The 12,707-nt window shown below is 62.0% G+C and carries 10 protein-coding genes; 4 read left to right on the forward strand and 6 right to left on the reverse strand.

All coding sequences use genetic code 11. The features are described from left to right. Nucleotides 1-105: 105 nt before the first annotated feature. Together tdh and X946_RS29210 are read right to left on the reverse strand one after the other, a co-directional pair. Nucleotides 106-1,134, reverse strand: a complete 1,029-nt coding sequence (gene tdh / locus X946_RS29205) for an L-threonine 3-dehydrogenase (protein ID WP_038755439.1) — start codon at nucleotides 1,132-1,134, stop codon at nucleotides 106-108. Nucleotides 1,135-1,147: 13 nt separating this feature from the next. After that, entirely contained in the window at nucleotides 1,148-2,347 is a 1,200-nt protein-coding gene (locus tag X946_RS29210) for a glycine C-acetyltransferase (protein ID WP_038755441.1), read from the reverse strand. A gap of 166 nt (nucleotides 2,348-2,513) precedes the next feature. On the opposite strand from X946_RS29210, the gene X946_RS29215 reads away from it, so the two are divergent. The 3 genes from X946_RS29215 (at nucleotide 2,514) to X946_RS29225 (ending at nucleotide 4,785) form a co-directional block, all read left to right on the forward strand. Next, on the forward strand, nucleotides 2,514-3,128 hold the full coding sequence (locus X946_RS29215; RefSeq protein ID WP_038755443.1) for a helix-turn-helix domain-containing protein: 615 nt from the start codon (nucleotides 2,514-2,516) through the stop codon (nucleotides 3,126-3,128). 67 nt (nucleotides 3,129-3,195) lie between these two features. Further along, the gene (locus X946_RS29220) at nucleotides 3,196-3,576 is read left to right on the forward strand and encodes a DUF2471 family protein (protein ID WP_038755445.1); all 381 of its coding nucleotides are present in this window, start codon (nucleotides 3,196-3,198) and stop codon (nucleotides 3,574-3,576) included. Nucleotides 3,577-3,741: 165 nt separating this feature from the next. Further along, complete coding sequence (locus X946_RS29225) at nucleotides 3,742-4,785, forward strand: tyrosine-type recombinase/integrase (RefSeq protein WP_038755447.1); 1,044 nt, start codon at nucleotides 3,742-3,744, stop codon at nucleotides 4,783-4,785. Nucleotides 4,786-4,867: 82 nt separating this feature from the next. Here the strand turns inward: X946_RS29225 and X946_RS29230 are convergent, their stop codons facing one another. Next, on the reverse strand, nucleotides 4,868-6,055 hold the full coding sequence (locus X946_RS29230; protein ID WP_038755449.1) for a DNA-binding protein: 1,188 nt from the start codon (nucleotides 6,053-6,055) through the stop codon (nucleotides 4,868-4,870). Between the two features lie 3,057 nt (nucleotides 6,056-9,112). On the opposite strand from X946_RS29230, the gene X946_RS29235 reads away from it, so the two are divergent. Then, nucleotides 9,113-10,495, forward strand: a complete 1,383-nt coding sequence (locus X946_RS29235) for a replication initiation protein (protein WP_038755451.1) — start codon at nucleotides 9,113-9,115, stop codon at nucleotides 10,493-10,495. 93 nt (nucleotides 10,496-10,588) lie between these two features. Here the strand turns inward: X946_RS29235 and X946_RS29240 are convergent, their stop codons facing one another. The 3 genes from X946_RS29240 to X946_RS35570 all read right to left on the reverse strand — a co-directional run. Beyond that, complete coding sequence (locus X946_RS29240) at nucleotides 10,589-11,653, reverse strand: ParB/RepB/Spo0J family partition protein (protein WP_038755453.1); 1,065 nt, start codon at nucleotides 11,651-11,653, stop codon at nucleotides 10,589-10,591. 24 nt (nucleotides 11,654-11,677) lie between these two features. Beyond that, nucleotides 11,678-12,340, reverse strand: coding sequence for a ParA family partition ATPase (gene parA, locus X946_RS29245; protein ID WP_038755455.1), 663 nt, complete (start codon nucleotides 12,338-12,340; stop codon nucleotides 11,678-11,680). 100 nt (nucleotides 12,341-12,440) lie between these two features. Next, on the reverse strand, nucleotides 12,441-12,707 hold a 267-nt coding region (locus tag X946_RS35570; protein ID WP_200886472.1), incomplete at its 5' end, for a hypothetical protein.

Genomic DNA, 12,707 nt, shown 5'->3' on the forward strand with positions numbered 1-12,707 from the left:
CTCGTGACTCGTGACTCGTGACTCGTGACTCGTGACTCGTGACTCGTGACTCGTGACTCGTGACTCGTGACTCGTGACTCGTGACTCGTGACTCCCGGCCCGGCGTCACACGGTCCAGTCGAGAATCACCTTGCCGCTCTCGCCCGACAGCATCGCCGCGAAGCCCTTCTCGAACTCGTCGACCGGAAAGCGATGCGTGAGGATCGGTGACAAGTCGAGCCCGCTCTGCAACATCGCGACCATCTTGTACCAGGTCTCGAACATTTCGCGCCCGTAGATGCCCTTGATCTCGAGGCCCTTGAAGATCACCTGATTCCAGTCGATCGCGGTCTGCGCGGGCGGAATGCCGAGCAGCGCAACCTTGCCGCCGTGATTCATCGATTCGAGCAGCGACGTGAACGCGCTCGGCACGCCCGACATCTCGAGCCCGACATCGAAGCCTTCGGTCATGTGCAGATCGGCCATCACGTCGCGCAGCGATTCGCGCGACACGTTCACCGCGCGCGTCGCGCCCATCTTGCGTGCGAGATCGAGGCGATAGTCGTTGATGTCGGTGATGACGACGTTGCGCGCGCCGACGTGCTTCGCGATCGCCGCCGCCATCACGCCGATCGGCCCCGCGCCCGTGATCAGCACATCCTCGCCGACGAGGTTGAACGACAGCGCGGTGTGCGTCGCGTTGCCGAACGGATCGAAGATCGCGGCGAGATCGTCGGAGATCTCGGGCGGAATCTTGAACGCGTTGAACGCGGGAATCGCGAGATACTCGGCGAACGCGCCTTCGCGATTCACGCCGACGCCCACCGTGTTGCGGCACAGATGGCGCCGCCCCGCGCGGCAGTTGCGGCAGAAGCCGCACGTGATGTGGCCTTCGCCGGATACGCGATCGCCGATCGAGAAGCCGCGCACTTCCTGGCCCATCTCGACGATCTCGCCGACATACTCGTGGCCGACGTGCATCGGCACCGGAATCGTCTTCTGCGCCCAGTCGTCCCACTTCCAGATGTGGATGTCGGTGCCGCAGATCGCGGTGCGGCGAATCTTGATCAGCACGTCGTTGTGACCGACCTCGGGCTTCTTCACGCGGGTGAGCGTAAGGCCCGGGCCGCGTTCGAGCTTGGCAAGCGCTTTCATCGCGAGCCTCCGTCTAAATGACGCCGAGCGTCTTGCCGACGCGCACGAACGCGTCGACCGCGCGATCGATCTGCTCGGGCGTATGCGCGGCGCTCATCTGCGTGCGAATGCGTGCACGGCCGCGCGGCACGACGGGATACGAGAAACCGATCACGTACACGCCTTCGGCGAGGAGCGCGTCGGCCATCCTGGATGCGACCTGCGCGTCGCCGAGCATCACCGGAATGATCGGGTGCTCGCCCGGCACGAGCGTGAAGCCCGCCGCGCTCATCTTCTCGCGGAAGTGCGCGCCGTTCGCGCGCACGCGCTCGCGCAGCCGCGCGCCCTCGTCGCTCGCGAGCAGCTCGAGCACCTTCAGCGACGCGGCCGCGATGCTCGGCGTCAGCGTGTTCGAGAACAGATACGGGCGCGAGCGCTGCCGCAGCAGTTCAACGATTTCGCGCCGCGCGGCGACATAGCCGCCCGACGCGCCGCCCAGCGCCTTGCCGAGCGTGCCCGTGATGATGTCGACGCGGCCCTCGACGCCGCAATGCTCGGGCGTGCCGCGCCCGTGCTCGCCGATGAAGCCGACCGCATGCGAATCGTCGACCATCACGAGCGCGCCGTAGCGATCGGCGAGATCGCAGACGCCTTTCAGGTTCGCGATGATGCCGTCCATCGAGAACACGCCGTCGGTCGCGATCAGCTTGAAGCGCGCGCCCGCGGCGTCGGCCTCGCGCAGCTTCGCTTCGAGATCGGCGAGATCGTTGTTTTTGTAGCGAAAGCGCTTCGCCTTCGACAGGCGAACGCCGTCGATGATGCTCGCGTGGTTCAGCTCGTCGCTGATGATCGCGTCGTTTTCGTCGAGCAGCGTCTCGAACAGGCCGCCGTTCGCGTCGAAGCAGCTCGAATACAGAATGCAGTCGTCCGTTTTCAGGAACGCGGAAAGCGCCGCCTCCAGTTGCTTGTGCACGGTCTGCGTGCCGCAGATGAAGCGCACCGACGCCATCCCGAACCCGTCCTGCTCGAGCGCCGCCTGCGCGGCGGCGATGAGGCGCGGATCGTCCGCGAGCCCCAGATAGTTGTTCGCGCAGAAATTCAGCACGTGCGCGCCGCCGGCAAGCCGGATGCCGGCCGCCTGCGGGCTCGCGATCTCACGCTCGGTCTTGTAGAAACCGTCCGCGCGAATCTGCTCGAGGGTGCCGCGTAGATGGGCGAGATAGGCATCACGCATCGCATAAGCTCCTGATATGGGCTGCAAGCCTCGGCGCTCGGCCGCGCTCGTGGCGGCGGCAAAGCAGCTTGCTACTGTTATAGTCGGCCGTCGGGTTCAGCGTATTTTTCCTGTATTTCGAACTAAAATTCGAAATACCGAACAACTCTAAGCGAACGGAATTCAAATGGCAAGCTCTTCCGGCGCGCGGCGCACAGCCGCGCCCGCTTCCGCCGGCGTCGCGCCGCCGCGGGTCGGCGAGCAAATTCAGCGCCTGCGCAACGAGCGCAAGCTGACGCTCGACGATCTGTCGCGCGCGGCGGGCGTATCGAAATCGATGCTGTCGGAAATCGAGCGCGACAAGGCGAATCCGACGATCGCGGTTGCGTGGCGGCTCACGAACGCGCTTGGCATCAGCCTCGACGAGTTGTTCGCGCAGCCGAAGGCGCCGGAGACGATCCGCGTCGACGGCCCGCACGACATCCCGACGCTCGCCGGGCACGACGCGCAATACCAGTTGCGCGTCTGGGGGCCGATCGAGCTCGCGGGCAAGTTCGAGTGGTATGAGTTGACGCTGCCGGCGCACGGCGCGCTCGTGTCGAATCCGCACGAGCCGGGCACGCGCGAGCATCTGACCGTGCTGAACGGCACGATCGAAATCGAAGCGGCGGGCATCGCGCGGCGCCTGAAGGCGGGCGACACCGCGCGCTACGCGGCCGACGGGCCGCACGCGATCCGCAACGCGGGCAAGAGCGAAGCGAAGGCGCTCCTCGTCGTGATCCATCGGCAGCACGGCGTCTAGCCGGCTCGTCAGCCAGTTGCGCAAAATACTGTATATTCGTACAGTATACGCAAAACAGGAGCCCGCGATGACCGAACAGGATCTGGCCGCGCTCAGCTTCAAGGCTGCGGCGCACGATATGGAAACGATTGTCCGCCACATTGCCGAGCGCTATATCCGGCAAGGCGTGCCGCTGACGTGGCGGCTCCTGCACGCGGTCGAGGCCGAAGCGCTCGCCGATCTCGGCTTCGCGAGCCGGCACGATTCGATGGTGCGCTGCCTGTTCGACCGCCCGGCCGAACTGTGCTTTCCCGAAACCGACGATCTCGTCGACTTCGGGCGGTCGAACGCGCTGCCTGCGGTGTTTTCGTTCGCGGTCGCCGCGTACGAGCGGGCCGCGAACGCGCGGAACGACGCGACGGAAGCGCCGGCGCGCCCCATGCGCGTGTCGCGCGCGTGGGGCGACTGACGCCACCGCGCCCAACCCAAGCCGTCGAGCGGCTCGCGCCTCGCACGCAGACAGCTGGCTTCCGGCTGCACGATGGCTGCCGAATTTGTTCGGCCGCTGACTCGAAACACTTTATCGAGCGAATGCGACACGCTATGATGAATTGCAACTAACGGGACAATAGACATGTCGCTGCCCACCTTGACGAGCCCCACATCGCCGCCCGACATCCCGAGCGATCTGTTCGATCGCGACACGTCGGATTGGCTCATCCGTCCGGACACCGCGTTCGACGCATGGCTGGCCGCCCAGGAATTTCGCCGTTCGTCGGCCGACGTCTATCGCGCGCAGTGGGGCGCGTTTCTCGGCTGGCTCGCAAAACGACAGAAAAACCTCGCGACGGTCGACACCGAGACGATCGCCCACTTCGTCGGCGAACTCCCGATCAAGAAGACGCAAAGAGTCCGCTATTTGAGGCTGATCGAGCGCGTGCTCGACCACGTGCGCAAGAGCGAGCTGGGCTCGACGAATCCTGCTCGCTTCATCGCTCAGGATGGCGAAGCAACTTGGCGTAGCGCGCGAGACAATGAACCAACCAGTTTCCTTGCGCCGGCCGAACGCGCGGCGCTGCTCGCGTATCTGTTTTCCCCGCTGCCGGCGATGGGCGCGGCGCTCTGGAAGGAGCGCCGCGATCGCGCGCTCATCGCCGCGTTCCTCGGCGGCGGATTGAAAACCGGCGAGGCGCGCACGCTCACGATTAGTTGCGTGAAACTTGGAACGACGATGCTGACGATCCCGGCGACCCAGCCGGAATTCACACGCGAAACACATCTTGCATCGTTCGCGATCGCGCTGTTCGACGCGTGGCTCGCCGAACGCCAACGCTGCGGCATTCCGGGCGAACTCGTCTTTCCCGCATCCCAATCCGGCCGGCCAATGCACAAGGCAACGATGCTGCGTGCGGTCGACGCGATCATCGATGCGGCGGACATCGCGCAATCCCGCACCGCGCGCGCCAGTCCGCAAACGCTGCGCAACACGTTCGCGGCCGAGTTGTTCGAAAACGGCGTCGATCCGGAGAAAGTCGGGCAGTGGCTGGGATTCGCGCAGCCGATATCGTCGAACCGGCTGCACCGCGCATGGAGAAACTGGCGAGAGAACCTCGCAAGTGCGCTGCCCGACGCCGAGCCGCTCACCGATGATGCGCCTGCCGCGTCAAGCCAGGCTTGAAGCCGGGATTTTTCACCCCCCGAAAACGCTCACCTTTCGACTCCCGAATTTCCTCACGTTTGAGAAATCCGGACGCATGCCGTCACCGCTTCCGGGCGAAATACGCGGCCGCCGCAAAGCGCGACGACCGCGCTCCCGACGTGTGCTCGCATTCTGGGCAGAGCAATTCGTAGCCGCGTGCGTCGTGTGACAGCTCGGGTTCGCCGTCGCCGCAATTCGAACAGCGCGCCGGCAGCGACACGTGCTGATCCAGTGATGTGCCGATCGCGTCGAACGCCGCTGCATCCAGACTCCCGGCGTCAGCCAGACGCCGAATCAGAGCGGCAATCTCGGGCGTCATGCCCTGACTGGCCCGCAATACCTCGACTTCCTTGACCGCGTCGGCCAATTCGTCGCCTTGCTCTTTCAACTGCGCGTCGAGCCGGTCCGCGCGCGCCTTGGCGGTACTCAATTGCTGCAGGAAATCGAATTCCTTGCGGTTGACGTCACGCAACCCCTGCTGGTAAGTCGACGCCATGCTGCGCAAGGAATCGAGCTCGACGAGCATCGGCTTCACGCGCCGCTCGGCTTCCGCGATCGCGTCCTTGATCTGCTGTGCGTAGTGCTCGGTGTTCTCGCGCAGCTCCGCGTGCAGCGCGTCGATGCGCTCGCGCAGCGCGGCGTTTTGGCCTTGCTCGGTTTCGAGGCGCTGATTCAGCAGCGCGTTTTCGTTTTCCATTCGATGGATCAGGCCCTGCAGCGAATCCTGATGGACTAGGCCTTGCGTCGACGCGGACGCCAGCTGCACCTCGACTTCGGTCAACCGATTCTGTAATTGCTCGGCGCGCGCGTCGCTCCGGCCAAGCGCGTTTTCAAGCGCTTCCTGGCGAATCAGCGCGTCGCGATATTTCTGTTCAGCGGCGGCTACGTCCTCGCTAGCCTGCTGCCGCTCGACATCGAGACTCTCCCGCGCCTGCTTCAATGCCTCTTCATATAGCGTGCCGAGCAGTGCGCCGGCCTTTTCTTCGAGGGCCTTCGGCAAAGCAGCGCCCTCGAGCCTGACTTTGGACGCCGCACGAATGCGTTCCCAAAAGTAGTCGATGTCCTTCGGGATGTCGCTCGCGCTGCCGGTCTGGGTCAGATCACGGACGTTCGCGGCGGACGGGCGGATGCCGAGATCGAAGAACAACCGCTTGCATGCGTGTAGCGACAGTTCTTGCCGACGGGCGCCGGATGCGCGCAACGCATCGAGTTCTTCGCGAATGGTTTGCCGGATCTCATCGAGCGTCATGGTCGTTGTGCTAAATCAAAACGTATCAATCATAACGAAACACGTTTGTTCCAATACGTTTTTGATCTGCTTGTTGTACTTTTGCTACTGCTGAAGCGGGGTTGGGAAATCTCGAGTCCTTTTGCTCACGTTGATGTCCTACATCCGTGAAACAAAGCGAAGAATCGTCATTAAGCCCATGTTTTTAAAAGATTACCGGATAGGGCCCGAATAACGGCAATTGTTTCACGTGCTGGGCGCTGCGGTTCTCGAGGCTTTTCTGGAGGCTCAAGGGGGTTCTGTGGAAAACTCGTCGGGGGCGTCTTGAGAGTATTAGAAGTAAACACCCTTGAACCTTCGTTAAAAACGTTAACGCCACGGGGAAGCCTTGCCCAGCAAGGGATTGCGGCCGATAAGGTGAAGTTTTACGGGATATGAGGTGAAAATTTTCGGGAGCCGACGTGATGGGGTTCGGGGATCAGCGTGAGCCGATGCAGGAAAGATCGTGAGCGGGTTCAGGACAGTTTCCCACAGAAGAAATTTCCGAAGGTGAGGTTTTTCAGGGGCTCCGCGATGGTGAAGCCGCGTGGAGCCTGATTCGATCTGTCCACAGTTGGGCGGCCATAGGTGAGGCTTTTCGGGATGGGTGCGAGGTAGCGATTCTGCCCTTCTTTTAAGCAAAGTTGGGGCATAGGTGAGATTTCTCGGGATTCCAGCCTGTTTTGATGTGAGCGTTTCCGGGAAGGAGCGCCTGTAAAGGCCCGTCCGGCGGGGCTTCCGAGCCTGAAATGTGCCAAAGGTGAGGTTTTTCGGGAAACCTTCGTCGGCCCAGGAACCAGGGTTGCCGCCAAAGGTGAGGGTATTCGGGCGTTTGATGCGATGGCGTCGATTGAACTCGAGGTGAGCTTTTTCAGGACCAGGAATGCTCCCGAGATTTGGTAAAGGTGACCTTTTTCGGGAGAAGTTGACGCCTACTTGGTCGCGAACGCCCGTGGATATTGGCGGGCGAGCGCTGTTCACGTGCCTGCTTTTCATCAAAGGTGAGGATTTTCGGGAAATGGCGTCGCGCGAGCGGCATCAGCCCGCTTTGGTAAAGGTGAGGGAATTCGGGAGAAGAAGATTTCGACTGGCGTCTCAGCCATGTTTCGTAACTACTTGATGTAGTTATGTTTTTTGCCATTCGAATGCGATGGTGAGGCTTTTCGGGAGTATCCGGTGCGTTATCTAGTCGGACGAAAGTCGGCTTGAGGTGAGACTTTACGGGGGCTGAATGCCGTCGATCGCCCATGTGCTGGTCCTGTGGCAACGATCGACGATGAGCTCGATGGATTTGAACGGTGAGCTTTTTCGGGAATAGGCCTGAATGGCGGGACCGGCGACGAGGGAAATATCTCTTTCAGATCCGTTCGACGGGCCTGCCGAAGGGCGGCGGGCGGTAGAAAACGACGACGTTTGGGGCGGTGAGGCGAGTCAAATGCGGACGTTCGCTTTGGCTGCCTGCGGCGCACAGTGAGTCGGTCGCTGCGAGGCGGTGTTTGGGTTTGGGCGAGTCGGAGCGTGCTTGCTCGAGCTATTTCTTTGGCGGGAGCGCCGCGAGCAGGACGTTGCCGCGGGTTGGTTCGGGGGAGTCGATTCGGGTGAGGACGAATGGGCGCCGGCAGTTCATGCCGCATTTCGGTGTCGTACGTCTGCGGCTGATGTGGATCGGTATCGTTTGGTTCGATGCTGCGTGGAAGAGCACCGCCGGTGCCGATGGTGAGCCACTGCGGCAAGGCGAACTCACGTCGCCTGGCGGGCGCCAACGAACGGTGGAATTGACCGTTCGCGTTGCCCAGCTTGGGCAGTGGCAGTCCGGCTGCGGGATTATTCGGATATCGATCGACGTGCTCCGAGACCGGCTTGGGGTGAGGCGCATCGGTTGCTGGTCGCTCACGTCGCGCGTCTTGGATGGTGATTGCCGGTCTCGACGTCTGCCGGCGGACGCCGCCCCATTCGCCGGCGGCTGCGTCCTGCTGATCTGTCGGTTAGTCGAAGCAACACGTTGCGGCTCACGTTTGGCCCTCGTAGGGCTATTCGGTTAGTTCGAAACGTCCGATCCGCTCACGTTTGCCGGGATTTCGGGTGAGTCGATTCGGTCTGGAGGCGCTCACGCTCACGGCTTCGGGCTGATTGCAGCGCGGACGAAGAGGCTTGCGTTCGTGACGCCGGCGGCGGCTCGTATATCTCTTGGATGGCGCTTTTTCGTGCATGTCGCATTGCGAGGGGTGAGGCGAGCGAAGACGTGCACGCTCACGTTGTCGTCCTGCGACGTCCTAACGTGTGCCATGCGTTGACGGACGTCGTTTGCATCGGCGGTGGCTGAGCGTGGTGACGTGCCATGCTCGAGGTCACGCGCGATCGGCTGAGGTCACTTGTCCGATCGCACGGGCGCTCGCGTGATTGCGGTGAGTCAAATCGTCTTCAGCTGCTCACGCGTCAGTCATTTACGTCGAGGGCTGGCGCCGATGCCCGTTCCGTACGGGCGGGCTCGGCAAAACCGCTCAAGCGCGTCGCTTGGGCGGGCTCCGCGTCGTCTGCCGGCGTCAGTCGGACCTCAACGCCCAAAGATCCGAGGCTGACGTCCTGCGAGTCCGCATATGCACATACATGACGCCTGAACTCTTCGGTAGCCGTTTGCCCGACGGATGGTCCGGCGCCATCCCGGGCGGTGATTCGGCCGACATCGAAGCCGGCCGCCTGTGCGCTGCTTTCCGATTCGGCACCGCGCGCCGGCCGCGGAAACGCGCGCGCACAGAAAATTCGTCGTAGCAATTTCGCGACAGGATTTGAGGTGAGACGATACGGGAACAGCCGCGCCGCGAAACGTGCGCGAGAAAAAGTCGGCATTCTCGGTGCCTGCCGCGGTGCGCAAAGGTGAGTCGGGGATGATCGAATTTTGGACCGGTGAGCCTATACGGGAGCTTGCTCGGGTGAGCGAGCGCAAATCGCCGAGCTTCACCGCATATGGTGAGCAAGCCGTTCTGGACGCACATCACCACAGACGCTATCCTTCCGGAAACTTCTCCTCCGACCCGACGCATGGCCACCAAGCGCGCCAAGAAAACCGATGTGGATGTGGTGAGTGCTAGTTCCGCCGAATTGCGTAAGGCCGTCGAGGCAATCGCAATTCAGCCGAAGAACGGCAAGATCACCCTGCTGACTCGCAAGCTGTTCAACGTGCTGCTTGCGGTCGCCCAGCAAGCCGACGATTCCGGCGACACTTATCGCGCGCTGCTGTCGGACATCGTCGCCAACTCCGCGTTCGACTCCAACGACACGGCGCTCGTCAAGGAGCACTTGCGGCGCATGGTGTCGGTGCAAGTCGAATGGAGTACCGGCACATCGAGCCAGAAGCCCGGCCGGAAATGGGGGATCTCCACGCTGATCGCCGACGCCGAAATTCTCGAAGATCCGGCGACGCGGCGCGTGTGGGTTGAATTCTCGTTCGCGCCGAAGATCAAGAAAAAGCTGCTCGACCCGGTGCAGTACGCCCGCCTGAGCCTGCAATTCCAGAGCCAACTGCGCAGCAGCGCGGGGCTTGCGTTGTACGAAATCTGCGTGCGCTATCTGACGAACCCGAGCCATCTGACGATGCGCGAGCCTTGGGAATGGTGGCGGCCGATTCTGTCGGGCACGCCGGATACCGAAGCGGGCGACGAGGCGAAGCGCGAATACAAGTATTTCAAGCGGGACTACCTGCGTCCGGCGATCGCCGAGGTGAACGCCGTGACGAACATCTTCGTCGAACTGGTCGAGCATCGCGAAGGGCGCCGGGTCGCCGAGATCCAGTTCCGCGTGTCGGAGCGAAAGCAGCCGATGCTCGCCCTCGACGAGCATCCGAACGTGTTCGACAGCACGCTCGTCGACCGCATGGTGAAGATCGGCATTCCACTGAAGGAAGCGCAAACGCTTTACGCAGACAACGAGGAAAACCGGATTCGCGCGGCGCTCCAACTGACCGAGCAGCGGGTGCGCAGCACGACGTTGCCGCCTATTCGCAGCGCGCCCGCCCTCTTCAAGGACGCGCTGAAGAAGGGATATGCGCCGCCCGTCGATACGGTCGAAACGCCTCCGCTCGGAGGCAGCGGCAAACTGGCCGCTGCTGCGGCGGCGGCCAACGCCGGGCAAGCGGACGATCCGAAGGCGCGTCTGCGCAGCGAGTACGACGCGTACCGGCGCAAGGAAGCGAAACAGCTGTACGAGGAGCAAGGCGACGCGGAGCGGGAGGTTGCGCGCGAGTCGTTCGAATCCGACGTGTTGCCCGCGCTGGGCTCGCATCTGCGCGACGATTGGCGCCGGCGCGGGCTCGAGTCGAAGCTCGTCGAAACGGCCTTCTTCGACTGGCTCGCTCAAAAGACTTGGGGCGAACCGACCGACGGCGATCTGCTTGCCTTTACGCTCAGCCAATCTCGCGCGGCTTGAGCGATTGTCGATCGATTCGCGGATTCGACTTCTTCGGTAACGAGCAACAAAAAACGGGGCCCGCTGGGCCCCGTTTCTTTTTGACTCACGCGTTCAGTTCGACAACAGCATCCGCTCGAGTTGCTGAAGGATTTCGTCCCGCTTTTCTCGCGTCAGGCCGCGCAGCCGCAGTTCCAGTCGATCTTCGCCGTACGACTTCAGATCGCCGACTGATACGCCGTTCAGCTTGATCTCGTGCCGTTGCGCATATCGTTGCCGGCTCGCGGGCTTCGGGCTTTCCTGCGAGGTCGCCCTTCCCTTCACGATGTCGGCCACCTGGCGGGTGCTGAGATCATCGGACAGGATCTTGTTGATGAGGCGCAGCGTTGAGTCGGTGCCTCGCGCCGTATGGTATCGGCCGACTTGATACGCCATGTTCGAACCAAAGCGATCCGGTCGCGCGACCATCTCCTGCATCACGGCCTCGGGCAGTTTGCCGATCGAGAGCGCGACGGCGACCGTCGATTCGTCGAGTCCGAGATGCTCGGCCAGTTCCTTCTGGCTCTGAAAATGCTTTTCCTCGAGAAAGCGCTTCCAGACGATCGCATTGTCGAAGACCGTTTGCGAGTCGCGCTGGACGTTGAGGTCGTAGCCGAGCTTGTAGCTCTGAATGCCGATCGGCAGATCGATGACGATTGCCTTGACCGATTCCTTGTTCGCTTCCTTCAGCGCACGGACGCGGCGGCCGCCATCGCTGACGAAGTAGGAGCCGGGATTGTCGTAATCGGGGATGACGTGAATTGCTTGCTGCTGCCCTTGCTTTGCCAGATTGACGGCAAGTTCCGCGATCGACGATTTCAGATAAAAGTGCCGAGGATTGAAGGGGCTCGGCTTGATCGTCTTGAGCGGCAGTTCGATCACCTGGCCGGGCTGATAGCGATTCTCGATTCGCCACGTGCGATAGTGGCTCGATTCGTCGGCCGGATCGGTAGGAGGCGTTTCGACGATGGTGACAGGAATGTTTTTCTTCGATGATTTGCTGGCGGGAGCAGCGGGTGCGGCTGAGTCGGACTTGACGAGACCATCGATCGCGTTGAGCCGGTCGAGCGCCGTGCGCTTTTCGCTGGTTGTGATGTCGGGGCGCGCTTGGAAGCCTTTGGCGAATTGAGAGGGTTTCATTCAGGGTCCTTTATGCGCATAAAGTCAGGGCAGCATCGCGCCGATCTCGTCGGCACATGCACGGATTTCCGCCGCTGCGAGCTTTGCGCCGCGGTCGTTCATTTGCAAGACGGTTTGGCCTAGCGCCATCGCTTGTTTATAGGCTTCTCGCGTGGGAATTTGCGTCCTGAGGAGCGGGAAGCCGAGTTCTTCGAGTGCACGCTTCAATTCGCGCGTGAGCATCCGCTTCTCTTCGGTCTTGTTCAGTAGAAACACGGCGCGAAGATCCTCGTTCATCACCTGCGCTTGCTGAATCAGTTTGACGAGGCCGACGCTCGACCAATAGTCGGCCGGCGACGACGAAGTCGGGATCACCGCGATCGTCGCGGCGAGCAGTACGACACCGGACACCTTCTCGGTGATCGACGGCGGGCAGTCGACGATGATGACGTCGTAGTCGTTGATGAATTTCTTGATTTCGCGGTGAATCTGGCTGCCCGCTTCGGCGAGGTTGACGACGGGGAACGGGATGCCGGTGTCGCTATCTGCGGAGGCGCTGGACCAGTGAACGAGGGTGTTTTGGCCATCGGCGTCGATTACCAGAACGCGTCGCCCTTTTTCGTGGAATGCGGCGCCGAGGTGCATCGCAATGGTGCTCTTGCCGACACCGCCCTTTTGCTGAGTGACTGCAATGATTTCAGCTGCCAATTTTCACTCCTATTTTGATCGGGAGAATTCTACCGGACGAATTTTTTATTTCAATGAATTTGTTGTGAACTGACCACGCGCTAGCCATTTGGCCGATGGTTTATGCGCATAAAGCCGAGGCGGAATCGACGGGGTGCGGTCGTGATGGGCGGCCGATCGATAACGCAGGTTCGACACTGCGATCTGAGTTGGTGGGCTGTAGCGCGTCGAGGGAGATCAAACTTGTGCGCGAAGCGGCCATCGTTGTCGCGCAGATGCTGATGCGATGATGTTCGAAGCCGAAGCCGAAGCCGAAGCCGAAGCCGAAGCCGAAGCCGAAGCCGAAGCCGAAGCCGAAGCCGAAGCCGAAGCCGAAGCCGAAGCCGAA

Origin of the sequence: Burkholderia sp. ABCPW 111, from assembly GCF_000773065.1 — a bacterium.
GTDB lineage: Bacteria > Pseudomonadota > Gammaproteobacteria > Burkholderiales > Burkholderiaceae > Burkholderia > Burkholderia savannae.